Below are 23,003 nucleotides of genomic sequence, written 5' to 3' on the forward strand. Positions count from 1 at the left end.
TACAGCGTCAGCTGACGGGAAGTCAGCTGACAAGACGTCAAATCCTGGGCATGGCCGCCCTCCAGACGGCTGCCACGCTCGGCTTCACCCGCGTCGGCCTCCAGTCGGCCCGCGCGGCGGAGCCCGCGGCGGTCGAATCCGCCCCCGCCATCGTCGTCGGCTCCGGCTACGGCGCCGCCGTCGCCGCCCTGCGCCTCGGCCAGGCGGGCATCCGCACGCTCGTCCTCGAGATGGGCCGGCTGTGGAACACGGCCGGCGCCGACGGCAAGGTCTTCTGCAACACCGCCAACCCCGACCAGCGGTCCATGTGGTTCCGCACCCGCACCGAGGCGCCGCTGGCCACCTTCCTGTGGCTGGACCTCGTCAACAAGGACATCAGCCTCTACCCGGGCGTCCTGGACCGCGTGCACTTCGACAACATGTCCGTCTTCGTGGGACGCGGGGTCGGCGGCGGCTCCCTGGTCAACGGCTCCATGGCGGTCACCCCGCTCCAGTCCTACTTCGCCGAGCAGTTCCCCACCGTCGACGCGACGGAGATGTACTCCACGTACTTCCCGCGCGCCCGCTCCATGCTCGGCGTCAACACCGTCGACCCGGCCTGGTTCGAGTCGACCGAGTGGTACAGGTTCACGCGCGTCTCACGGAAGCACGCGGTGAACACCGGCCTGAGGACCACCTTCGTGCCCAGCGTCTACGACTTCGACCACATGCAGCGCGAGGCCGCGGGCACCGCCACCAGATCCGCCCTCGGTCAGGAGGTCATCTACGGCAACAACCACGGCAAGAAGAGCCTCGACAAGACCTATCTGGCGTCAGCCCTGGGCACCGGGAACGTCACGATCCACACCATGGAGAAGGTGCGCGGGATCAGCCGGGCGAACGACGGGACCTACCTTCTGACCGCCGACCGCATCGACGCCACCGGCAAGGTCGTCGAGACCAAGCAGTACGGCTGTACGTACCTGTTCCTCGGCGGCGGCAGCCTGGGGACCAGCGAACTCCTCGTCCGGGCCAGGGAGACCGGCACACTGCCCGCGCTGGACGGATCCGTCGGGGCCGGCTGGGGCAACAACGGGAACGTGATGCTCGGGCGGGCCAACCACCTGTGGGACACCGTCGGCGCCAACCAGTCGACCATGCCGGTCATGGGCATCGACGACTGGGCCAACACCGCCAACCCCGTCTTCGCGGAGATCGCCCCGCTGCCCATGGGGCTCGAGCACTGGGTCAGCCTCTACCTGGCGATCACCAAGAACCCGCAGCGGGCCTCGTTCACGTACGACACCGCCTCGGGCGGGGTGAAGCTCGGCTGGAGCGCCGCGCAGAGCGCCGTCTCCTCGGGCATGGCCAAGAAGCTGTTCGACCGGATCAACGCGGCGAACTCCACCATCTACCGCTACGACCTCTTCGGTTCGTCCAACAAGGTCTTCGCCGACGACTTCACGTACCACCCGCTCGGTGGCTGCGTGTTGGGGAAGGCGACCGACGACTACGGCCGGGTGAAGGGGTATTCCAAGCTCTACGTCACCGACGGCTCGCTGGTGCCGGGCAACATCGGGGTGAACCCGTTCGTCACCATCACCGCGCTCGCCGAACGCACGATGGCGCGGGTCCTCGTGGAGGACACCGCGCCATGACGCTCCGTCAGGAGGCCCGGCACAGCCGCTGCCACCGGTGTCACCACAGCGGCCACCCCGGCCGCTACTTGGCGTAGATCGCCTCGATCTCGCCCGCGTAGTCCTTCGCCACGACATTGCGCTTGAGCTTCAGCGACGGCGTGAGGTGGCCCGAGTCCTCCGTGAACTGGGAGGAGAGAATGCGGAACTTCCGCACCGATTCCGCCTTCGAGACCGCGGCGTTGCCGTCGTCGATCGCCGACTGGATGGCAGCCTGAAGGTCGGCGTCCCCGCGCAGCGACGCCGCGGTCGAGCCCGCCGGCTTGCCGTGGTCGGAAGCCCAACGGCCCAGGAACTCCTCGTCGATGGTGACCAGCGCGCCCACGAACGGCCGCCCGTCGCCCACCACCATGCACTCCGCGACCAGCGCGTGCGCCCGGATCCGGTCCTCGATCACGGCCGGCGCGACGTTCTTGCCGCCCGCGGTGACGATGATCTCCTTCTTGCGCCCGGTGATCCGGAGGTAGCCGTCCTCGTCGAGGGTGCCGATGTCACCGGTGTGGAACCAGCCGTCGGCCAGCGCCTCGGCGGTCGCGCCGGGGTTGTTCCAGTACTCCTTGAAGAGGTGCTCGCCGTGCAGCAGCACCTCGCCGTCGTCCGCGATCCGCACGACCGAGCCGGGCAGCGGCTGTCCGACCGTGCCGATCTTCTGCCGGTCCCAGGGGTTGAACGCGGTGGCGGCACAGGACTCCGTCAGGCCGTAGCCCTCCAGGACGGTGAAGCCGATCCCGCGGAAGAAGTGGCCCAGGCGCTCGCCCAGCGGGGCGCCGCCGGAGATGGCGTACTCGCCCTTGCCGCCGAGGACCGCGCGCAGCTTGCTGTAGACCAGCCTGTCGAAGACCTTGTGCTTGATCTTCAGACCGAGCGGCGGGCCCGCCGGGAGCTCCAGCGCCTTGCTGTAGGCGATCGCGGTGTCCGCCGCCTTGTCGAAGATCGCGCCCTTGCCGTCCGCCTGCGCCTTGGCGCGCGCCGAGTTGTAGACCTTCTCGAAGACCCGCGGCACGCCCAGGATCAGCGTCGGGCGGAAGGAAGCCAGCTCGTCGGTGAGGTTCTTGATGTCCGGGACCGTGCCCAGCTTGATCGGCGCCATCATCGGGGCGATCTGCACCAGGCGGCCGAAGACGTGCGCGAGCGGGAGGAAGAGCAGGACGCTGCACTCGCCGGTGCGGAACAGCGGCCGCAGCCGCTCCACGACGTTCCCGCATTCGGCGAAGAAGCTGCGGTGGGTGAGCACGCAGCCCTTGGGCCGGCCGGTCGTACCGGAGGTGTACACGATGGTCGCCGGGTCGTCGGCCCTGGCCTGCGAACTGCGCTCCTCGACGACCTGGTCGGAGACGTCCTTGCCGAGCCGCCCGAGCTCCTCGAGACCCCCGGCCTCGATCTGCCAGACGTGCTTCAGCGTCGGCAGCGAGTCACGCACCGACTCCACGGCCGCCGCGTGGCCGTCCAGCTCGACGACGACGGCGGTCGCGCCCGAGTCGGAGAGGATCCACTGCACCTGCTCCGGGGAGCTGGTCTCGTACACCGGGACGGTGACGGCGCCCGCGCACCAGATCGCGAAGTCGAGCAGCGTCCACTCGTAGCGGGTGCGCGACATCAGGCCGACCCGGTCGCCGGGCTGGACGCCGGAGGCGATGAGGCCCTTGGCGGCCGTGTGCACCTCGGCCAGGAAGGCCGTGGCCGTCACGTCCTGCCAGGCGCCGCCCACCTTGCGGGCGATGACGGCGACGTCGGGATGCTGCGCGGCGTTTCTGCGGACGATGTCGGTCAGATTGCCGTCCGCAGGGACCTCGTACAAAGCCGGAAGGCTGAACTCGCGCAAGACTGCTGCTCCTCATAGGGCGCCGGCGCCACGACGTTGTGCGATGCGACGGTGCGGTCCAAGGCTCGGGCTGCACTCAGGAATCCTGGTGGATCCCGGTGGGTACCGATGATCTCGGCGGGTACCGGTGATCTCGGTGGTTGAAATCCTGAGTACGACTGGACTGCCCGGACGTTACCCGCCGGTATGGCTTCTTCGACAGGGGGGTCCGGCGAGATGTTCGCTGCGTCACACAGATTGGTGTTTCCCGGCTGACAGTAGTCCACCGCTTTACTGACTGGCCAGTAACCGGTATCCCCGCCGCCACTGTTCACATATGCCGCACACGCCTACCCTTGATCGACATGTCATCCACACCGCCCGGAAACCGCAGGACACGCATCCACGTGGTCAGCGACGTGCACGGCAACGCGCGCGATCTGGCCCGGGCCGGAGAGGGCGCGGACGCGCTGATCTGTCTGGGCGACCTCGTCCTGTTCCTGGACTACGCCGACCACTCCCGCGGCATCTTCCCCGACCTCTTCGGCGAGGAGAACGCCGACCTCATCGTCGAACTGCGCACCGCCCGCCGCTTCGAGGAGGCCCGTGAGCTGGGCGCCCGGCTGTGGGGCGGCATCGGCGGCGACCGGGCGGCGCTGATCGAGCAGGCGGTCCGCAAGCAGTACGCCGAGCTGTTCCCGGCGTTCCCGACCCCGACGTACGCGACCTACGGCAACGTCGACATGCCGCAGCTGTGGCCCGAGTTCGCCGGACCCGGCACGACCGTGCTGGACGGGGAGCGGGTGGAGATCGGAGGCCGGGTCTTCGGCTTCGTGGGCGGCGGCCTGAGGACGCCCATGCGCACGCCGTACGAGATCAGCGACGAGGAGTACGCGGCGAAGATCGAGGCCGTGGGCGAGGTGGACGTGCTGTGCACCCACATCCCGCCGGAGGTGCCCGAGCTCGTCTACGACACCGTGGCCCGCCGCTTCGAGCGGGGCAGCCGGGCGCTGCTGGACGCCATCCGCCGCACCCGGCCCCGCTACTCGCTCTTCGGGCACGTCCACCAGCCGCTCGCTCCGCGGATGCGGCTGGGCGCGACCGAGTGCGTGAACGTGGGGCACTTCGCGGGGAGCGGGAAGCCGTGGGCGCTGGAGTGGTGACCCGACGCCGTCCGGCCGGTGTCCTGACTCCGGGTGAAGGCGGCAGGTCGGGCGCGCGGTAGCCTTCACGCTGCACACGCGTGTGCGCGGCGGCTGGCGCACGGTGTCCTCTTCTCTACCTTTACCGGCCCGCATCTGGAGGAGCCACGTCGATGGCGGAACACACCAGCTCGAGCATCACGATCGAGGCGGCACCGGACGAGGTCATGGCGGTGATCGCCGACTTCGCCCGCTACCCGGACTGGACCGGAGAGGTGAAGCAGGCGGAGGTACTCGGGACGGACGGACAGGGCCGTGCCGAGCAGGTCCGCCTGGTCATGGACGCCGGCGCCATCAAGGACGACCAGGTCCTCGGCTATACCTGGAGCGGCGAGCACGAGGTGTCCTGGACGCTGGTGAAGTCCCAGATGCTGCGTCAGCTCGACGGCTCCTACCTCCTCAAGTCGGCCGGCGCGGGCGCGACCGAGGTGACCTACCAGCTGACCGTGGACGTCAAGATCCCCATGCTGGGCATGATCAAGCGCAAGGCGGAGAAGGTCATCATCGACCGCGCGCTGGCAGGGCTGAAGAAGCGCGTGGAGTCGGGCGAAGCCGGCCCCGGAACGACCGAGAAGTAAACCGGCCCGGGGCGGAACCAGCCCCGAGCCCCCGACCCGAGCGCCGGCCCCCATGGGCCGGAGGCCCGGCCCACCCCCCGACCCGGGCCTCGGCACGGCGGCAGGAGCCTCGGCCCCGGCTCGTGGGATCCCCGGCCCCGGACCGGACCCGGACCCGGGCCCGGGCAACGGAGTGGGGGAGGCGGGCGACCGGCGGCGGGGGCCGGGGTGTGGAGTCGGGGCGGCGGGCGACCGATGGTGGGCCGGGTGCCGGGGTCGGTGGGTCGGGGACCTGGTCCGGCCTCCGTTACGGTTCACCCTCATGCGCACCATCCTGATCACCGGCCCTGGCGGCAGCGGACGCACGACCGTCGCGGCCGCCACCGCACAGCGCGCGGCAGCGGAAGGCACCCGCACCCTCGTCCTCAGTGCCGACCGCAGCGACAGCCTCGGCGCGGCGCTCGGAACGCGGACCGGGGCGAGCCCCGTCACCGTCGCCCCGAACCTCACCGCCTGGCGTCCCGACGCCACCGCCGGCTTCCGGGACGACCTCGCCGGGTTCCAGGACCGCGCCTCCACCGTCCTCGACCTCCTCGGCGCCTCCCGGCTGGACCCGGAGGAGGTAACCCCCCTGCCCGGCGCCGAGGAGCTGACCCTGCTGCGCGCGCTGCGGGACGCCGCCCTCGCCGACGGCGGTGAGCTGCACGAACTCCTCGTCGTCGACCTGCCGCCCGTCCCGCAGGCCCTCGCCCTGCTGGCCCTCCCGGAGGAGCTGCGCCGCTACCTGCGCCGGCTGCTCCCGCCGGAACGGCAGGCCGCCCGCGCCCTGCGCCCCCTGCTCGGCCGTCTCGCCGGAGTGCCGATGCCCGCCGAGTGGCTCTACGAGACGACCGCCCGCTGGGACCTGGAGCTGGCCGCCGTCGAGGCCGTCCTCGCCGACCCCGGCACCGCCGTGCGCCTGGTCGCCGAGCCGGGACCGGCCGGCGCCGACGCCGTCCGCGACGCCCGCCTCGGCCTCGCCCTGCGCGCCCTGCCCGTCGAGACGCTCGTCGCCAACCGCGTCCTGCCGGAGCGGGCCGTCGACGACGGCCCGCTCGGCCGGCTCGTCACCCAGCAGCGAAAGGCCCTGGGGGAGTGGGGCGAGGCGGCCCGACCCGTCGCCCACCTCGGACACGACCCCCGTGGCGCCGACGACCTCGACACCCTCGCCGTGCCCGCCGTCAACCCGGCGGCCTCCCCGGTCGAGTGGCCCGTCACCGACCGGCTCGCGCAGGACGGCGTGCTCGTCTGGCGCCTCCCGCTGCCCGGCGCCATACGCGACGAACTCGACCTCGTCCGGCGCGGCGACGAACTCGTGGTCACCGCCGGGCCGTTCCGCCGCATCGTCGCGCTGCCCTCCGTCCTGCGCCGCTGCACCGTCGACGGCGCCGCCCTGCGCGACGGCGAGCTGTGCGTGCGGTTCGCGCCGGATCCCGGGCTCTGGCCGCGGACCCCCTGAACGACGTTCCGCCGTTCGGGTAACGTCGTAGGGACGAGCCGTCATCAGGCGTCGTCGACCAGGAGTCATCAGGAGTCGCCATGAGCGAAGAGCGCCCCACGCCCGACGCCGCCGGGGAGCCCGCCGGGCAGGCAGGCTTCGACGAGCAGCCCCGCGCGACCGACGCCGACGCCTGGGCCACCGCCGCCGCGGAGGACCTGGCGGCGGAGAAGGCCCGCCGCCGGGCCCAGGACGACCGGCCCCCGGGCTCGGCCGCCGAGGAACTGCGCAGGCTCGTCGACGCCGTCGGCGACAAGCTGTCCTCGATCCAGTCCCCGCTGCTCGGGGCGGTCGCCGGACCCGCCGCCCAGCAGGTGGTCCGGCAGGTCGTCCAGCAGGCCAAGGCCGCCGTGGAGCCCGTCATCGAGCGCAACCCGGACGTCTTCGACCACCTCGCGGCAGCCGGCACCGAACTTCTCGCCGCCTACCGCTCCGCCGTCCAGACCCAGGAACAACGCTGGACGACCGGCGCGAACGACCCGCGGGCCACGCCTCGCGATCAAGGCCGGGACGGCGACGACACCGGTCCCGGCCAGCGCATCGACTTGGACTGAAGCCCTCCGGGGCCAGGGCCTCGGGTACGGTTGGCCGTAGCGGGGCTCGACCGAAACTGAGGGATTCATGGGACTCACCATCGGCGTCGACATCGGCGGCACGAAGATCGCGGCCGGCGTGGTCGATGAGGAAGGCAACATCCTGTCGACCCACCAGGTGCCCACCCCGGGCACGCCCGAGGGCATCGTGGACGCCATCGCCGCCGCCGTCGACGGCGCGCGCGTGGGGCACGACATCGTCGGTGTGGGCATCGGCGCCGCCGGCTACGTCAACCGTCAGCGCTCGACGGTGTACTTCGCGCCCAACATCGACTGGCGCCAGGAGCCGCTGAAGGCCGAGGTCGAGGCCCGCGTGGGTCTCCCGGTCGTGGTGGAGAACGACGCCAATGCCGCCGCGTGGGGCGAGTACAAGTTCGGCGCGGGCAAGGGCCACCGCAACGTCATCTGCATCACCCTCGGCACCGGCCTCGGCGGCGGCATCATCATCGGCAACAAGCTGCGCCGGGGTCACTTCGGCGTCGCCGCCGAGTTCGGGCACATCCGCATGGTGCCGGACGGCCTGCTGTGCGGCTGCGGCTCGCAGGGCTGCTGGGAGCAGTACGCCTCCGGCCGCGCCCTGGTGCGCTACGCCAAGCAGCGCGCCAACGCCACTCCGGAGAACGCCGAGGTCCTGCTCGGCCTGGGCGACGGCAGCCCCGACGGCATCGAGGGCAAGCACATCTCCATGGCCGCCCGCCAGGGCGACCCGGTCGCCGTCGACTCCTACCGCGAGCTGGCCCGCTGGGCCGGCGCGGGCCTCGCCGACCTCGCCTCCCTCTTCGACCCCTCCGCCTTCATCGTCGGCGGCGGCCTCTCCGACGAGGGCGAGCTGGTCCTCGACCCGATCCGCAAGTCCTACAAGCGCTGGCTGGTCGGCGGCAACTGGCGCCCGGTGGCCGACGTCATCGCGGCGCAGCTGGGCAACAAGGCGGGCCTGGTGGGGGCGGCGGACCTGGCGAGAGAGCCCGACCCGATCATGTAGTCGTACCGCCTGTCGTACCGCACATCGCGTCAACACGGGGGCTGCTCGCGGCCCCCGTTCGCTTTTCCGGACGTACGGGACGCGGCGGCGTATCTTGATCGCTATGCCGACGACCTCGCCGCTTCCCGACTCCCGCACCGAGCCCGACGGTTCGGCCGTAGTCCGGGTCCTCAGCTACAACATCCGCTCCATGCGGGACGACACCGACGCCCTCGCCCGGGTCATCACGGCCTGCGCCCCCGACCTGGTCCTGGTCCAGGAAGCCCCGCTCTTCTTCCGCTGGCGCAAGAAGCTCGCCCGTCTCGCGGCCGCCTCCGGCCAGGTGATCCTCACCGGCGGGGGCACTGCGGCCGGCCCCGCCGTCCTGTGCTCGTTGCGGGCGACCGTCGAACGCACCGAGGACGTCCTGCTGCCGCGCACCCCCGGTCAGTACCGCCGGGGCCTGGCGACGGCGGTGGTCCGCTTCGCGGGTGCCCGGCTCGGTGTGGCCGCCTGTCACCTCGGTCTGACCGCCGCCGAGCGCTACGAGCAGGCGGGCATGCTGCTCGACCGCCTCGCCGGGATGGGTGTCACGCACGCGATCGCGGGCGGCGACATCAACGAGAGCCCCGACGGACGCACCTTCGGCCGGCTGACCTCCGTCCTCCAGGACTGCCGCGCCACCGCCCCCTGGGGCGCCGAGGAGACCTTCCCGTCCAGCAATCCGGACCGCCGCATCGACGGCATCTTCGTGACGAAGGGCGTGGAGGTACTGGGCTGCGGGGTGCCGATCGGGCTCCCCGGAGTCACCGGGAGCGACCTGAGGGCGGCCACGGACCACCTTCCGGTCCTCGCCGCCCTCAAAATCCCCGCCGGTCAGGACAGGTCATAGACGTGTCCTGAACCTGTCCTACACGACCGCTCCCCGCCCCGGGTCCCCGTCCTCCTCGTCGTCGGTGCGCATCCGCATCACGAGCGTGGCGAAACCGCCGAGGAAGCCGCCGATGCCGACGGTCGACAGCCACCACGTCATCTCCCAGCCCAGCAGCACCGCGATCAGGAGCAGCAACGGCCCGCCGATCACCCCGAGCCAGGCGAACTTGGACGTGGTGTCGGCGTCGGGCAGCGGCGGCGGCTCCGGCGGGACGAAGTGACCCTCGTCGTCCGCGTCGAAGTCCTCCTCCGTCGGCTCGGGCGCCGTGTGGTCGCGGGGGCCGACACCGGGCGCGAAGGCGACCGAGCTGCCCAGCGGCTTGGCCGGTTTCTTCTCCTCGCCCGGGTCCTTCGCGGGCTCCTTCGCGGATTCCGTCCCGGACCCGTCGTCGTTCGGCTCCACCTCGAGCAGCGCCAGGTCCTCGACCGACTTGAACGGCTTGGCGCCCGGCGGGTCCGCCGGCTCCTCGCCGTACCCCGCGACGATCGCCGCCCACGCGGCGTCCTCGTCGAAGGGCACGCTCTGCTCCTCCGGCTCGCGGCCGTCCCGGCCCCCCGGGCCCTCCCGCTCGTCCCGGTTCTCCCGGTCCTCACGGTCGGAGTCGTGCTCAGCCACCTACGGCCGTCCCTTCCTTGCCGACACTGGGCGCGATCCGGGCGATGAACGCGTAGCTCTCCTCGAAGATCCGGTCCGCATCGTGGTCCAACGTTGCCACGTGGTAGCTCTGTTCCAGCAGGATCTCGGTCACGTCCGTCGACGACACCCGGCCGAGGATCCGGGCCGGGTCGGCCGACGGCACGACATGGTCCTGGAGGCTGCGCAGCAGCAGCAGCGGCTGGGTGACCTGCGGCAGCTCGCCGTCCACCAGCCGAAGGAAGGTCCGCAGGGAGTGCGCCGAGTGCAGCGGCACCCGGTCGTACCCGCTCTCCAGCACGCCCGCCTTCGCGATGTCGCTGGTGATCCCCTTCGTCGTCCGGACGAGGTGACGGGCCACCGGAAGGGCGTACGCGGACAGGCCGTGCACCTTGTTCGCCGGGTTGACGACGATGACGCCCTCCACCCCCTCACCGTGCTTCGCGGCGAGCCGCAGGGCCAGCGCGCCGCCCATGGACAGCCCGGCCACGAACACCCGTGCGCAACGGTCCCGCAGCGCGCGCAGCTCGCGGTCCACCTCCGCGTACCAGTCGGGCCAGCCCGTCAGAGCCATGTCCTCCCAGCGCGTGCCGTGTCCCGGCAGCAGCGGAAGGGAGACGGTCAGACCCTGGCCCGCCAGGTACCGCGCCCAGGGGCGCAGCGACTGCGGGGAACCGGTGAAGCCGTGACAGAGGAGGACCCCGACCTCTCCGCCCTCGTGGCGGTACGGCTGTGCTCCAGGAAGGACCGGCACCTTCGGTCTCCCGTCTTCGTCTGTTCTTCATGGGAGGGACGTGTGCTTCACCGTACGCGACCGCACTGACACCGACCAGGGTCGTCGGATCCTTTGCGGCCACTCCGGGTTAAGGTCTGTGCGACACAAACAGGAGGCACTCGCTTGTTGTACGGCGCGATGAAGGTCGCTATCGGGGGACCGCTGAAGGTCACCTTCAGGCCCTGGGTGGAAGGCCTCGAGAACATCCCCGCCGAGGGCCCCGCGATCCTGGCGAGCAACCACCTGTCCTTCTCGGACTCGTTCTTCCTGCCCGCGGTCCTCGACCGCAAGGTCACCTTCATCGCGAAGGCCGAGTACTTCACCACGCCCGGCGTGAAGGGCCGGCTGACGGCGGCCTTCTTCAAGGGCGTCGGCCAGCTCCCGGTGGACCGCTCCGGCGGTCGCGGGGCCGGCGAGGCCGCGGTCCGCAGCGGCATCGAGGTGCTGGAGCGGGGCGAGCTGTTCGGCATCTACCCGGAGGGCACGCGCTCGCCCGACGGCCGGCTCTACCGCGGCAAACCGGGTGGCCTCGCGCGCGTGGCGCTCGCCAGCGGCGCGCCCGTGATCCCGGTCGCGATGATCGACACCGAGAAGATCCAGCCGCCGGGGAAGGTCCTGCCGAAGATCATGCGGCCCGGCATCCGCATCGGCGAACCGCTGGACTTCGCCCGTTACCAGGGCATGGAGCACGACCGCTTCGTGCTGCGCGCCCTGACCGACGAGGTCATGTACGAGATCATGAAGCTCTCCGGCCAGGAGTACGTCGACATGTACGCGACCGCCGCCAAGCGGCAGATCGCGGAGGCGGCGAAGGCCGAGAAGGAAGCGGAGAGGTCCGCGAAGGCGGCGCTCGCGCAGGCCGAGAAGGACCAGGCCAAGAAGGACAAAGAGCAGTAGTCGGGGGGCCGGTGGGCGGGGCCCGGGGGCGGGGGACGGATGGCCAGGCGCGAGAGAGTCATGAGAATGTCGGTCGAGCTGCCGCTGTGGCGCGCGCTCGCCGGATACCGGGTGCTCACCATGCTGTACGCGGTGGGTTTCTTCGCCACCGCCTATGACGGGTTCGTCCGTCCCTGGGTCGCGGTCGCCTACTACTGCGTCCTGTTCGTCTGGACCGTGGCCACCCTGCCCAAGGTCGCGAACGCGGCGAGCTGCACCAAGCGGTTCCTCGCCGCCGACCTCACCGTCGCGCTCACCGGCATCATGCTCACCACCGTCGCGGACACCCACGAACGCATCCAGTCGGGCGGCCCGACGCTGCCGTCGATATGGACCGCCGGCTCGGTCCTGGCGTTCGCCATCAAGGGCGGCTGGCGCTGGGCGGCCTTCGCCTCCACGGCCGTCGCGGTCGCCAACCTGGTCGAGCGCGGTACCCCGGCCCGGGACACCATCCACAACGTGATCCTCGTCTGGGTCGCCTCCATCGCCATCGGCTATGTCGTCGAGGTCGCCCGCGCCTCCGAGCGCACCCTCGCCCGCGCGCTGGAGATCGAGGCCACCACCCGGGAGCGGGAGCGGCTCGCCCGCGACATCCACGACGGCGTGCTCCAGGTGCTGGCCATGGTGCAGCGGCGCGGCGCGGTCATCGGCGGCGAGGCGGCCGAACTGGGCCGGATGGCCGGCGAGCAGGAGGTCGCGCTGCGCACCCTGGTCGCCGGCGGCCTCGTGCCCGTCTCCCGGGTGTCGCAGGACGCGGCCGAGGGTGCCGTCGTGCGGGTGGTCGAGGAGCCGGCGGAGCGGACCGGCCCGCTCGACCTGCGCTCGCTGCTCGCCCCCTTCGCCGCAGCCCGGGTCAACCTCGCCGAGCCGGGCGCACCGGTGCTGCTGCCCGCGCCCGCCGCGAAGGAGCTGGCCGCGGCGGTCGGGGCCGCCCTGGACAACGTGCACCGGCACGCCGGAGCGGACGCCCGGGCCTGGATCCTGGTCGAGGACGAGCCCGGCGAGGTCGTCGTCACCGTGCGGGACGACGGGCCCGGCATCCCCGAGGGGCGGCTCGCGCAGGCCGAGGGCGAGGGACGGCTCGGGGTCGCCCAGTCGATCCGGGGCCGGCTGCGGGACCTCGGCGGCAGCGCCGAGCTGATCTCCACCCCGGGGCAGGGCACGGAGGTCGAACTGACGGTGCCGAAGGAGCAGAACGTGCGGCGGGGGAAGGCGGGACAGCGATGAGCAGGCAGCAGGATCCGATCAGGGTCATGGTGGTGGACGACCACCCCATGTGGCGGGACGCGGTCGCCCGGGACCTGGCCGAGGCCGGTCTCGACGTGGTCGCCACCGCGGGCGACGGCGAGCAGGCCGTGCGCCGGGCCAAGGCCACCACGCCCGACGTGCTGGTGCTGGACCTGAACCTGCCGGCCAAGCCCGGCGTCCAGGTCTGCAAGGAGGTCGTCGCCGCGAACCCGGCCCTGCGGGTCCTGGTGCTGTCGGCGAGCGGTGAGCACGCCGACGTGCTGGAGGCCGTGAAGTCCGGCGCGACCGGCTACCTGCTGAAGTCGGCGTCCACGGAGGAGTTGCTGGACGCGGTGCGTTCCACGGCCGTCGGCGACCCGGTGTTCACGCCCGGCCTGGCCGGCCTGGTCCTCGGCGAGTACCGCCGGCTGGCCTCCGACCCCGGCCCCGCCGCCGGCGGCGGCGGCGACGAACCGAACGCGCCCCGGCTGACCGACCGGGAGACCGAGGTGTTGCGGCTGGTCGCCAAGGGCCTGAGCTACAAGCAGATCGCCGAACGCCTCGTCATCTCTCACCGCACGGTCCAGAACCACGTCCAGAACACCCTCGGCAAGCTCCAGCTGCACAACAGGGTGGAGCTGGTGCGGTACGCGATAGAGCGCGGCCTCGACGACGAGTGACGCGGAGCCCGTCCCCCGAGTGACGCGGCGGCCAATCCCCCGGTGATTCACGGGAATTGCACCTGCCGGGGCATATCTGTGTGACCTGTATCACCATTACCGTGACCTTCGTCGGCCAACCGCGGCGAAGGGACACTTCCATGCGCGTCGGAGTACTGACCGGAGGCGGGGACTGCCCCGGCCTCAACGCCGTCATCCGGGCGGTCGTCCGCAAGGGCGTCCAGGAGTACGGCCATGACTTCGTGGGTTTCCGGGACGGCTGGCGGGGCCCATTGGAAGGGAGGTCGATCCGCCTCGACATCCCTGCCGTGCGCGGCATCCTGCCCCGCGGCGGCACGATCCTCGGCTCCTCGCGGACCAACCCCCTCAAGGAGGAGGACGGCATCCGCCGCATCAAGGACACCCTCGCCCGGCAGCGGGTCGACGCCCTCATCACCATCGGCGGCGAGGACACCCTCGGGGTCGCCGCCCGCCTCTCCGACGAGTACCAGGTGCCCTGCGTCGGAGTCCCGAAGACCATAGACAACGACCTGTCCGCCACCGACTACACCTTCGGCTTCGACACCGCCGTGGGCATCGCCACCGAGGCCATCGACCGGCTGCACACCACCGCCGAGTCCCATATGCGGGTCCTGGTCGTCGAGGTGATGGGACGTCACGCCGGCTGGATCGCCCTGCACTCGGGGCTGGCCGGCGGCGCCAACGTCATCCTCATCCCCGAGCAGCGCTTCGACATCGAGCAGGTCTGCGCCTGGGTGACCTCCCGGTTCCGGGCGTCGTACGCCCCGATCGTGGTGGTCGCCGAGGGCGCGATGCCCAGGGACGGTGACGTGGTGCTGAAGGACGGGTCGCTGGACTCCTTCGGACACGTCCGGCTGTCCGGTGTCGGCGAGTGGCTCGCCAAGGAGATCGAGCGGCGGACGGGGAAGGAGGCCCGTACGACGGTCCTCGGCCACGTCCAGCGCGGCGGCACGCCGAGCGCCTTCGACCGCTGGCTCGCCACCCGCTTCGGCCTGCACGCCATCGACGCCGTCCACGAGGGCGACTACGGCACCATGGTCGCCCTGCGCGGCACGGACATCGTCCGCGTACCGATCGCCGAGGCCACCGCGAAACTGAAGACGGTGGACCCGAAGCTGTACACGGAGGTCGGCGTGTTCTTCGGCTGACGGACCCCTAACGGGCCGGCCGCGGCTCGGCGCACACCCGGGCCACCAACTCCCGCACCACGGACGGCCCGTTCAGCGTCAGCACCGACTCGGGATGGAACTGGACCCCGGCGATCGCGTTCATGGGCGCGCCTTCGGCACGACGCGGCCCGCGCAGCGCGTGCACTTCGCCGTTCGCGGCCCGGCTCACCTCCACCCCGTGCGCGGCCAGCTCCCGCAGCGCCTCGTCGTCGCACCGCGCCACGAAGCTGTTGTAGAACCCGACGGTCTCCTCCCGCCCGAACAGGTCCACGGTCGTCTGCGCCCCCTGATACGGCACCTCCTTCCGTACGATGTCCAGCCCCAGCTCCGCCGCGATCAGCTCGTGCCCCAGACAGACGCCGAGGACCCCGTGCCGGTGCTCCCGGACCACCCGCGCGGTCAGCTCCCGCAGCAGGCGCATCTTCGGATCGGTCAGGTCGGACGGGTCGCCGGGGCCGGGGCCCAGCACGACGGGTCCCTCGTGCGCGAGCACCGCCGCCGTCAGTCCTGGTTCGTCGTACCGCCGCACGCTCACCTCGAGACCGATCGACCGCAGCACGTGCGCGAGCATCGCGGTGAAGGTGTCCTCGCCGTCGACGACGAGCGCGTGCCCGGTCAGCTCCCGCGTCCGCTCCTGCATCCGCAGCCAGAACGGCGCCAGCGACGCCCGCCGCCCGTCCAGCGCCGCCCGCACCCGGGGGTCGTCGGCCAGCCGGGGCCGCGTGCCCTCCGTCCGTGGCCTGCCCGGCCGTACACCCAGCGCGGCCAGCACGCCCGCCGCCTTCGCGTGGGTCTCCGCGACCTCGCCCGCCGGATCCGAACCGCGGACGAGGGTCGCGCCGACCGGCACCCGCAGCCGTCCGGCCGCGTCGATGTCGGCGGTGCGGATGAGGATGGGGGAGTCGAGGGTCTGCGCGCCGCCCGAGTCCCGGCCCAGCAGCGCCAGCGCGCCGGCGTAGTAGCCGCGCCCGCCGACCTCGTGGCGCTCGATGACCCGGCACGCGTTCTGCACGGGCGAGCCGGTGACGGTCGCCGCGAACATGGTCTCCCGCAGCACCTCCCGCACGTCCAGCGACGACCTGCCGCGCAGCTCGTACTCGGTGTGCGCGAGATGCGCCATCTCCTTCAGCCGGGGCCCGATCACCACCCCGCCCATGTCACCGACGGTGCACATCATCTTGAGCTCCTCGTCGACGACCATCGACAGCTCCTCGATCTCCTTGCCGTCGGCGAGGAAGTCCAGCAGCCGCTCGGGTGTCGGACCCTCGGCCGGATACCGGTACGTCCCGCTGATCGGGTTCATCACGACCGTGCCGCCGGACATCCGCACATGCACCTCCGGGCTGGCCCCCACCAGGGTCCGGTCCCCGGTGTGCACCACGAACGTCCAGTAGGCGCCCCGCTCGCCCTCGAGCAGCCGGCGGAAGAGGGCCAGCGCGTCGGCCCGGCCGAACCCCGGGATCCGCCCCTCGTACGTCCGCCGGATCACGAAGTTCGCGCCCTCGCCCCGCCCGATCTCCTCCCGCAGCACCCGCCCGACGATCTCCGCGTACGCCTCGTCGGCCACGTCGAAGCCGCCGTCCTCGACCCGCACGTCCCGGGCCGGGAGACGGTCGAGGACCTCCGCCAGGGGCAGGACGTGACGCTCCTCGGGAACCAGCGCCGTCAGCGGGGTGCCGTCGTCGCGGACGTCGAAGCCGCGCTCGCGGATCTGCCGGAAGGGGACGAGCGCCAGGCCCTCCTCGGGAAGCTCGGCGAGCCGGTCGTACGTGCCGACCGGACCGAGGAGCACCTCCACCGAGTCCGCGTCATGGCCGGGGGTGCGGCGGCGGAGCAGGGCGAAGGGGCGTTCGTCGTCGAGCAGCCGTGCCAGGTCCATGGGGTTCCTCTTCCGTCGATGTCGACCGACGCGATGTCGGTATCGGTATCGGTGAGGAACGGCCCCGAAAACGCCGAAGGCCGCCCCTCGGGCGGCCTTCGCGAAGTCTTGCGTACGCGCAGTCAGTGGGCCGCCGGATGAGCGGTCCACCACCAGTTCTGGTTCGAAAGCGCGAACATGCGACGCACCCTACCCCACGCGCACCTGAGCAGGAGGGCGTCTCACCTGTCGAGCCGGGCGAAAACGACTCGGCACGACCCCGTAATGTGGAGGGCGTGACCGTGAACGCTAAGACCAGCGCGAGCGCTGGCAACACCTGGCGAGACCTGCCCGCGGCGCAGCAGCCCGAGTACCCCGACACCGAGGCTCTGCGCGCAGTGATCGCGGACCTCGAGTCGTATCCGCCGCTCGTCTTCGCGGGCGAGTGCGACCAGCTGCGCGCCCGGATGGCGGCCGTCGCCAAGGGAGAGGCGTTCCTGCTCCAGGGCGGCGACTGCGCCGAGGCCTTCGACGGGGTGTCCGCCGATCACATCCGCAACAAGCTCAAGACGCTGCTGCAGATGGGCGCGGTGCTGACGTACGCGGCCTCGGTGCCGGTCGTCAAGGTGGGGCGGATCGCGGGCCAGTACTCCAAGCCGCGCTCCAAGGGCACCGAGACCCGTGACGGGGTGACCCTGCCGACGTACCGGGGCGACTCGGTCAACGGCTTCGACTTCGACGAGGCGTCCCGTGTCCCGGACCCCGAGCGGCTGAAGCGGATGTACAACGCGTCCGCCTCGACGCTGAACCTGGTGCGTGCCTTCACCACCGGCGGCTACGCCGACCTGCGTCAGGTGCACGCCTGGAACCAGGACTTCGTGAAGTCGTCGCCGTCCGGTCAGCGCTACGAGCAGCTCGCCCGGGAGATCGACCAGGCGCTGAACTTCATGCACGCCTGCGGGGTGGACCCGGAGGAGTTCAAGACGGTCGAGTTCTTCTCCTCGCACGAGGCGCTGCTGCTCGACTACGAGTCGGCGCTCACTCGCGTGGACTCGCGCACCGGGCGGCTGTACGACGTCTCGGCGCACATGGTGTGGATCGGTGAGCGCACCCGGCAGCTGGATCACGCGCACATCGAGTTCGCCTCGAGGATCCGCAACCCGATCGGCATCAAGCTCGGTCCGACGACCACGGCCGAGGAGGCGCTGAAGTACATCGAGCGCCTCGACCCCGACCGCGAGCCGGGCCGGCTGACCTTCATCGTCCGCATGGGTGCCGACAAGGTCCGCGACAAGCTGCCCGAGCTGGTCGAGAAGGTGAGCGCCTCGGGCGCGACCGTGGCCTGGATCACCGACCCGATGCACGGCAACACCTACGAGGCGGCCTCGGGTCACAAGACCCGCCGCTTCGACGACGTGCTCGACGAGGTCAAGGGCTTCTTCGAGGTCCACAAGGGCCTCGGCACCCATCCGGGCGGCATCCATGTGGAGCTGACCGGTGACGATGTCACCGAGTGCGTGGGCGGCGGCGACGAGATCTTCGTCGACGACCTCCACCAGCGTTACGAGACGGCCTGCGACCCGCGTCTGAACCGCAGCCAGTCCCTCGACCTGGCCTTCCTCGTCGCCGAGATGGGTTTCGGACCGACAGCACCGCGCAGGGTGCCCGGGCAATCCGGGGGGCGAACATGACGGTACGGGCGATCCGCGGCGCCATCCAGGTGGAGCGGGACGAACCGGGAGTGCTGCGCAGCCAGGTCGGGCTGCTGGTCAAGGAACTCATGGCGCAGAACGACCTTGTCCCCGAGGACCTGATCAGCATGGTCTTCACCGCGACGTCCGACCTGGTCAGCGCGTTCCCTGCCGAAGCCGCGCGGGATCTCGGCCTGGTCGACGTCCCCCTGATGTGCGCCCGGGAACTGGACGTGCAGGGCGGCCTGCCGCGCACGGTGCGGATCCTGGCGCACGTCGACACGAGCCGGCGGCGCGCCGACGTCCGGCACGTCTATCTCGCCGGTGCCGCGGTACTGCGCCGGGACCTGCCGCAGCGGACCGTCGGCTCCGCCGCGGCCGGTGACCCGGCCCCGGGGCTCCTGGGCGCGACGGAGAGGGGGAGCCGGTGATCCGCACCCTGGCCATCGTGGGGACGGGGCTGATCGGGACGTCGATCGGGCTCGCGATGAGCCGTCACGGCACGACCGTTCACCTGATGGACCGGGACACGTCGGCGGCCCGAACGGCGGCGGCACTCGGGGCGGGAATCACCGCCGCCCCGGCCGGACCGGTCGACCTGGCGGTGATCGCCGTACCGCCCGGCGCGGTGGCCGGCGTTCTGGCGCAGCAGTGCGCCAGGGGTCTGGCCCGCAGCTACACCGACGTGGCGAGCGTGAAGGCGCTCCCGGCCCGGGAGGTCAGCGGCAGCATCCCCGACGCCTCGTGCTACGTGGGCGGCCACCCCATGGCCGGTCGGGAGCGGTCCGGGCCACTGGCGGCGCGGGCCGATCTCTTCGAGGGCCGCCCGTGGGCCCTCACTCCCTCGCCGCAGATCACGCAGACAGCGCTGAACCACGCGCTCGAACTGGTCGCCCAGTGCGGTGCCGTTCCACTGGTCATGGACTGCGAAGGGCACGACCGGGCCGTCGCGCTGACCTCGCATGCGCCGCACGTGGTGGCGAGTCTGATGGCCGCCCGGCTCGAAGACAGCCCGCAGGACGCCTTCCGGCTTGTCGGCCAGGGGCTGCGTGACGCCACCAGGATCGCCGGCGGCGACGCCCACCTCTGGGCCGACATCCTGCGCAGCAACGCCCAGCCCGTCGCCCAGGTGCTGCGCGAGGTCGAGAAGGACCTGGCGGCGCTGCTGATCGCGCTGGAAGAGCTGGCCGAGGACAGTGGGCCCCCGAAACCGGGCACGCGCCCCATGACGGACCTGCTGAACCTGCTGGAGCGCGGAGTCGCGGGCCTGCGCGGCATCCGACCCGCACCCGCCCGGCGGTCCGCCCACCAGCGCCCGTTCCGGGTGCCCATCGACGAGAAGCCCGGAGAACTGGGCAGGCTGCTCGACACCGTCGCCGAGCACGGCGTCGGCCTCGATGACGTCATCACGCGCATCGACGCGGAACTGGACCGGATGACGGTCGAGTTCGCCGCCCCGTCCCGCTCCGCCCAGCAGTTGCAGCGCCAGCTCACGGAGCGTGGCTGGCAGGCAGAGGACACGTCCGCTCCACCGCGACGGCACCCGCAGCCGCCGCCCCGCGTCGACCGCCCATGGGACGAGGAGGTCGCACGGGAGGCACGGGTGGCCTCCCTGCCCGGCGTGCCGTAGGACCCGCATGTCGTACGACCGGCATGCCATGAGACGCGTGTCGCGAGAACCGAGGGGAACCGACGATGACCGCAGCCGATGTGTCCGGCCCGGTGCTGAACGCCCGGATACCCGGATCGAAGAGCCTGACCAACCGGGCGGTACTGATCGCCGCCGGGGCCCGCGGCGCCAGCCGGGTACGGGCGCCGCTCGTGAGCGACGACACGATCGCTTTTCGCGACGCGCTGACGGGATGCGGTATCCGCGTGGAGAGCAGCCCCCTGTCCGAGTTCTGGGAAGTCACCGGAACCGGCCGCGGACCGGTCGGCCAGGCGCGTCTGTGGTGTGCGGACGCGGGTACTGCGGCCCGTTTCCTGCCGCCGTACGTCGCCACCGGCAGGGGCACGTTCCTCGTCAACGGCTCCTCACAGCTGCGCAGCCGCCCCCAGCGACCGCTGCTGGAAGCGCTGCGCCGCCTCGGTGCCGATATCGAGACGAGGCCCGGGGACGGACTCCCGCTGCTGGTCCGCGCCGACGGCTTGACCGGAGGCGAACTCACCGTCGACTCGTCGCTGAGCAGCCAGTACCTCAGCGGCCTGCTCATGGCGGCACCGCTCATGGAACACGGGCTGCTGGTCCGGGCCGAGGCACTGGTCAGCAGCCCCTACGTCGACATGACGGTGACGCTGATGCGCCGCTTCGGGGCCCGCGTCGACGTGCGGCCGGACGGCGGACTCCGCGTCGAGCCGGGCGGGTACACCGCCACCGACGTGGTGATCGAGCCGGACGCCTCCACCGCCTCGTACGTCTTCGCGGCCGCGGCGGTCACGGGGTGCACGGTGACCGTTCCGGGTCTCGCCGCCGGCAGCCCGCAGGGCGACCTGCGGTTCGTCGACGTGCTGGAAAAGACCGGAGCCCGGGTGACCGTGGGGGCCACGGCGACGAGCGTGACAGGCACCGCGCGGTTGCGCGGGGGCTTCGCCGTCCACATGGGCGACATCTCTGACACGTTCATGACGCTCGCCGCGATAGCCCCGCTGGCGGACGCGCCCATCACGATCCACGGCATCGCACATGCACGGCTGAAGGAGTCCGACCGGATCGCCGTGGTCGCGCAGAACCTGCGGGCCTGCGGGATCGAGACGGACCAGGGCGACGACTGGATCACCGTCCACCCGGGCGAGCCCCGCCCGGCGCGCATCGCCTGTCACCGTGACCACCGCATCGCTATGGCGTTTTCCGTGCTCGGCCTTGCCGCGCCCGGAACGATCACCCTGGACGATCCGCAGTGCGTCGCGAAGACGTTCCCGGACTTCCACGAGGAGATGCGACGGCTCTTTCCCGCGTACGGGTATCCCTACGCGGTGGGCGAGACGACCGAGGAGGATCGATGAGCCCCGCGAGCAGGTTGCGCTGGCTGACCGCGGGGGAGTCCCACGGCCCCGCACTCGTCGCGACGCTGGAGGGCCTTCCCGCCGGCGTGCCGATCACCACGGACATGGTGGCGGACCACCTGGCCCGGCGCCGGCTCGGCCATGGGCGCGGTGCGCGCATGAAGTTCGAGCGTGACGAGGTCACCTTCCTCGGCGGCGTCCGGCACGGCCTCACCCTCGGCTCCCCGGTCGCGGTCATGGTGGGCAACACCGAGTGGCCCAAGTGGGAGCAGGTCATGGCGGCCGACCCGGTCGACCCGGAGATCCTGGCCGGTCTGGCCCGCAACGCGCCGCTGACCCGCCCGCGCCCCGGCCACGCCGACCTGGCCGGGATGCAGAAGTACGGCTTCGAGGAGGCCCGGCCGATCCTGGAGCGTGCCTCGGCGCGGGAGACGGCCGCCCGGGTGGCGCTGGGCGCGGTGGCCCGGTCGTACCTGAAGGAGACGGCCGGCGTCGAGATCGTCAGCCACGTCGTGGAGCTGGCGGCCGCCAGGGCACCGTACGGTCTGCACCCGGTCCCGGCGGATGTGGGAAGGCTGGACGCGGATCCGGTGCGCTGCCTGGACGCGGACGCGTCGAAGGCGATGGTCGCGGAGATCGATCAGGCTCACAGGGACGGCGACACCCTGGGCGGTGTGGTCGAGGTGCTGGCGTACGGCGTACCGGTGGGCCTCGGCTCGCACGTGCACTGGGACCGGCGTCTGGACGCGCGGCTGGCCGCCGCCCTCATGGGCATCCAGGCGATCAAGGGTGTCGAGGTCGGTGACGGCTTCGGCCTCGCGCGCGTGGCCGGCTCGAGGGCGCACGACGAGATCGTCTCCACCGGCGAGGGCATCAGCCGGGTCACCGGCCGTTCCGGCGGCACCGAGGGTGGTCTGAGCACGGGTGAGCTGTTGCGGGTGCGTGCGGCGATGAAACCGATCGCGACGGTGCCGCGGGCTTTGAACACGGTGGATGTGGTCACCGGGGAGGCGACGGCGGCCCATCACCAGCGCTCGGACGTGTGTGCGGTGCCGGCCGCCGGCATCGTTGCCGAGGCGATGGTGGCGCTGGTCCTGGCGGACGCGGTGACGGAGAAGTTCGGCGGCGACTCGGTGCCCGAGACCCGGCGCAATGTGCGGTCCTACCTGGACCATCTGGTGGTCCGGTGAGTGCTGTGCCCCTGGTCGTGCTGGTGGGTCCGATGGGGGTGGGCAAGTCCACTGTCGGCCGACTGCTCGCCGAGCGGCTCGGGGTGGGTTACCGGGACACGGACGAGGACATCGTGGCCGGGCAGGGCCGGAGTATCGCCGAGATCTTCGTCGACGAGGGTGAGGCGGCCTTCCGCGCGGTCGAGAAGCGGGCAGTGCACCAGGCGCTCGCCGAGCACGACGGCGTCCTTGCGCTGGGCGGCGGAGCGGTCCTGGACCCGGACACCCGCGCCCTGCTCGACGGGCAGCGCGTCGTCTGCCTCTCGACGAACGTCGAGGAGGCGGTCAAGCGCATCGGCCTCAACGCGGCCCGCCCGCTGCTGGCCGTCAACCCGCGCAAGCAGTGGCGCGAGCTGATGGAGGCGCGGCGGCACCTGTACGAGTCGATCGCCACGGCCGTGGTGTCCACGGACGGCCGGATGCCCGAAGAGGTCACCCAAGGCGTCCTGCGCGCTTTGGAGTTGAAGGCAGTATGAGCGTGGCAGTCACCCGGACACGGGTCGGTGGCAGTCCTCGGGCA

General features: G+C 71.7%; 21 protein-coding genes and 1 pseudogene. 17 read left to right on the forward strand and 5 right to left on the reverse strand.

From position 1 onward, the window contains the following. Nucleotides 1-50: 50 nt before the first annotated feature. Entirely contained in the window at nucleotides 51-1,637 is a 1,587-nt protein-coding gene (locus ACIPFH_RS05120) for a GMC oxidoreductase (RefSeq protein WP_401823173.1), read from the forward strand. A 64-nt stretch (nucleotides 1,638-1,701) separates the two neighbouring features. Here ACIPFH_RS05120 and ACIPFH_RS05125 read toward each other — a convergent pair whose 3' ends face one another. Next, a complete protein-coding gene (locus ACIPFH_RS05125; RefSeq protein ID WP_401823176.1) occupies nucleotides 1,702-3,498 on the reverse strand; it encodes an AMP-dependent synthetase/ligase in 1,797 nt (598 codons plus the stop codon). A gap of 386 nt (nucleotides 3,499-3,884) precedes the next feature. Here ACIPFH_RS05125 and ACIPFH_RS05130 point away from each other — a divergent pair, with 386 nt between their 5' ends. From ACIPFH_RS05130 to ACIPFH_RS05155, 6 genes are all read left to right on the forward strand, one after another. Further along, nucleotides 3,885-4,640, forward strand: coding sequence for a metallophosphoesterase (locus tag ACIPFH_RS05130; RefSeq protein ID WP_356256818.1), 756 nt, complete (start codon nucleotides 3,885-3,887; stop codon nucleotides 4,638-4,640). A 152-nt stretch (nucleotides 4,641-4,792) separates the two neighbouring features. Then, nucleotides 4,793-5,257 (forward strand): SRPBCC family protein, encoded by a 465-nt coding sequence (locus tag ACIPFH_RS05135; protein WP_401823177.1) that lies wholly within the window; start codon nucleotides 4,793-4,795, stop codon nucleotides 5,255-5,257. 301 nt (nucleotides 5,258-5,558) lie between these two features. Beyond that, complete coding sequence (locus ACIPFH_RS05140; RefSeq protein WP_401823180.1) at nucleotides 5,559-6,734, forward strand: ArsA family ATPase; 1,176 nt, start codon at nucleotides 5,559-5,561, stop codon at nucleotides 6,732-6,734. A gap of 80 nt (nucleotides 6,735-6,814) precedes the next feature. Then, nucleotides 6,815-7,327, forward strand: a complete 513-nt coding sequence (locus tag ACIPFH_RS05145) for a DUF5304 domain-containing protein (RefSeq protein WP_401823182.1) — start codon at nucleotides 6,815-6,817, stop codon at nucleotides 7,325-7,327. Nucleotides 7,328-7,394: 67 nt separating this feature from the next. Continuing rightward, nucleotides 7,395-8,348: an ROK family glucokinase gene (locus ACIPFH_RS05150; RefSeq protein WP_356256786.1), complete on the forward strand. Its 954-nt coding sequence runs from the start codon at nucleotides 7,395-7,397 to the stop codon at nucleotides 8,346-8,348. 103 nt (nucleotides 8,349-8,451) lie between these two features. Beyond that, nucleotides 8,452-9,219: an endonuclease/exonuclease/phosphatase family protein gene (locus ACIPFH_RS05155; RefSeq protein WP_401823185.1), complete on the forward strand. Its 768-nt coding sequence runs from the start codon at nucleotides 8,452-8,454 to the stop codon at nucleotides 9,217-9,219. A gap of 18 nt (nucleotides 9,220-9,237) precedes the next feature. Here the strand turns inward: ACIPFH_RS05155 and ACIPFH_RS05160 are convergent, their stop codons facing one another. Both ACIPFH_RS05160 and ACIPFH_RS05165 read right to left on the reverse strand, forming a co-directional pair. Further along, nucleotides 9,238-9,876 (reverse strand): hypothetical protein, encoded by a 639-nt coding sequence (locus ACIPFH_RS05160; RefSeq protein WP_401823188.1) that lies wholly within the window; start codon nucleotides 9,874-9,876, stop codon nucleotides 9,238-9,240. Further along, nucleotides 9,869-10,648 carry an alpha/beta fold hydrolase gene (locus ACIPFH_RS05165; protein WP_356256795.1) on the reverse strand — a complete coding sequence of 260 codons (780 nt, stop codon included), beginning with the start codon at nucleotides 10,646-10,648 and terminating at the stop codon, nucleotides 9,869-9,871. The genes ACIPFH_RS05160 and ACIPFH_RS05165 overlap by 8 nt, the downstream gene beginning before the upstream one ends. A 159-nt stretch (nucleotides 10,649-10,807) precedes the next feature. On the opposite strand from ACIPFH_RS05165, the gene ACIPFH_RS05170 reads away from it, so the two are divergent. From ACIPFH_RS05170 to ACIPFH_RS05185, 4 genes are all read left to right on the forward strand, one after another. Continuing rightward, nucleotides 10,808-11,566, forward strand: coding sequence for a lysophospholipid acyltransferase family protein (locus ACIPFH_RS05170; RefSeq protein WP_356256798.1), 759 nt, complete (start codon nucleotides 10,808-10,810; stop codon nucleotides 11,564-11,566). 39 nt (nucleotides 11,567-11,605) lie between these two features. Beyond that, nucleotides 11,606-12,832, forward strand: a complete 1,227-nt coding sequence (macS, locus tag ACIPFH_RS05175) for a MacS family sensor histidine kinase (RefSeq protein WP_401823191.1) — start codon at nucleotides 11,606-11,608, stop codon at nucleotides 12,830-12,832. After that, nucleotides 12,829-13,512, forward strand: a complete 684-nt coding sequence (locus ACIPFH_RS05180) for a response regulator (RefSeq protein WP_401823194.1) — start codon at nucleotides 12,829-12,831, stop codon at nucleotides 13,510-13,512. The genes macS and ACIPFH_RS05180 overlap by 4 nt, the downstream gene beginning before the upstream one ends. A 140-nt stretch (nucleotides 13,513-13,652) precedes the next feature. Then, nucleotides 13,653-14,681: a 6-phosphofructokinase gene (locus ACIPFH_RS05185; RefSeq protein ID WP_401823196.1), complete on the forward strand. Its 1,029-nt coding sequence runs from the start codon at nucleotides 13,653-13,655 to the stop codon at nucleotides 14,679-14,681. A gap of 7 nt (nucleotides 14,682-14,688) precedes the next feature. Here ACIPFH_RS05185 and ACIPFH_RS05190 read toward each other — a convergent pair whose 3' ends face one another. Then, on the reverse strand, nucleotides 14,689-16,581 hold the full coding sequence (locus ACIPFH_RS05190) for an anthranilate synthase family protein (protein WP_401823198.1): 1,893 nt from the start codon (nucleotides 16,579-16,581) through the stop codon (nucleotides 14,689-14,691). A gap of 122 nt (nucleotides 16,582-16,703) precedes the next feature. Next, nucleotides 16,704-16,760, reverse strand: coding sequence for a trp operon leader peptide (locus tag ACIPFH_RS05195; RefSeq protein ID WP_189312748.1), 57 nt, complete (start codon nucleotides 16,758-16,760; stop codon nucleotides 16,704-16,706). A 96-nt stretch (nucleotides 16,761-16,856) separates the two neighbouring features. Here ACIPFH_RS05195 and ACIPFH_RS05200 point away from each other — a divergent pair, with 96 nt between their 5' ends. The 6 genes and pseudogenes from ACIPFH_RS05200 to ACIPFH_RS05225 all read left to right on the forward strand — a co-directional run bounded on the left by ACIPFH_RS05200 (nucleotide 16,857) and on the right by ACIPFH_RS05225 (nucleotide 22,959). Beyond that, on the forward strand, nucleotides 16,857-18,251 hold the full coding sequence (locus tag ACIPFH_RS05200) for a class II 3-deoxy-7-phosphoheptulonate synthase (protein WP_401823201.1): 1,395 nt from the start codon (nucleotides 16,857-16,859) through the stop codon (nucleotides 18,249-18,251). Then, nucleotides 18,248-18,607 (forward strand): annotated as a pseudogene (aroH, locus tag ACIPFH_RS05205) (chorismate mutase); the annotation flags it as partial. The gene ACIPFH_RS05200 and the pseudogene aroH, both read left to right, overlap by 4 nt. Nucleotides 18,608-18,678: 71 nt before the next feature. Continuing rightward, nucleotides 18,679-19,881 (forward strand): prephenate dehydrogenase, encoded by a 1,203-nt coding sequence (locus ACIPFH_RS05210; RefSeq protein ID WP_401823204.1) that lies wholly within the window; start codon nucleotides 18,679-18,681, stop codon nucleotides 19,879-19,881. Nucleotides 19,882-19,946: 65 nt separating this feature from the next. Further along, a complete protein-coding gene (aroA, locus tag ACIPFH_RS05215) occupies nucleotides 19,947-21,254 on the forward strand; it encodes a 3-phosphoshikimate 1-carboxyvinyltransferase (protein WP_401823207.1) in 1,308 nt (435 codons plus the stop codon). Further along, nucleotides 21,251-22,444 (forward strand): chorismate synthase, encoded by a 1,194-nt coding sequence (aroC, locus tag ACIPFH_RS05220; protein ID WP_401823209.1) that lies wholly within the window; start codon nucleotides 21,251-21,253, stop codon nucleotides 22,442-22,444. The genes aroA and aroC overlap by 4 nt, the downstream gene beginning before the upstream one ends. Before the next feature lie 32 nt (nucleotides 22,445-22,476). Beyond that, nucleotides 22,477-22,959 (forward strand): shikimate kinase, encoded by a 483-nt coding sequence (locus tag ACIPFH_RS05225; protein WP_401823768.1) that lies wholly within the window; start codon nucleotides 22,477-22,479, stop codon nucleotides 22,957-22,959. Nucleotides 22,960-23,003 lie beyond the last annotated feature (44 nt).

This window comes from Streptomyces sp. NPDC088157, assembly GCF_044741545.1.
GTDB lineage: Bacteria > Actinomycetota > Actinomycetes > Streptomycetales > Streptomycetaceae > Streptomyces.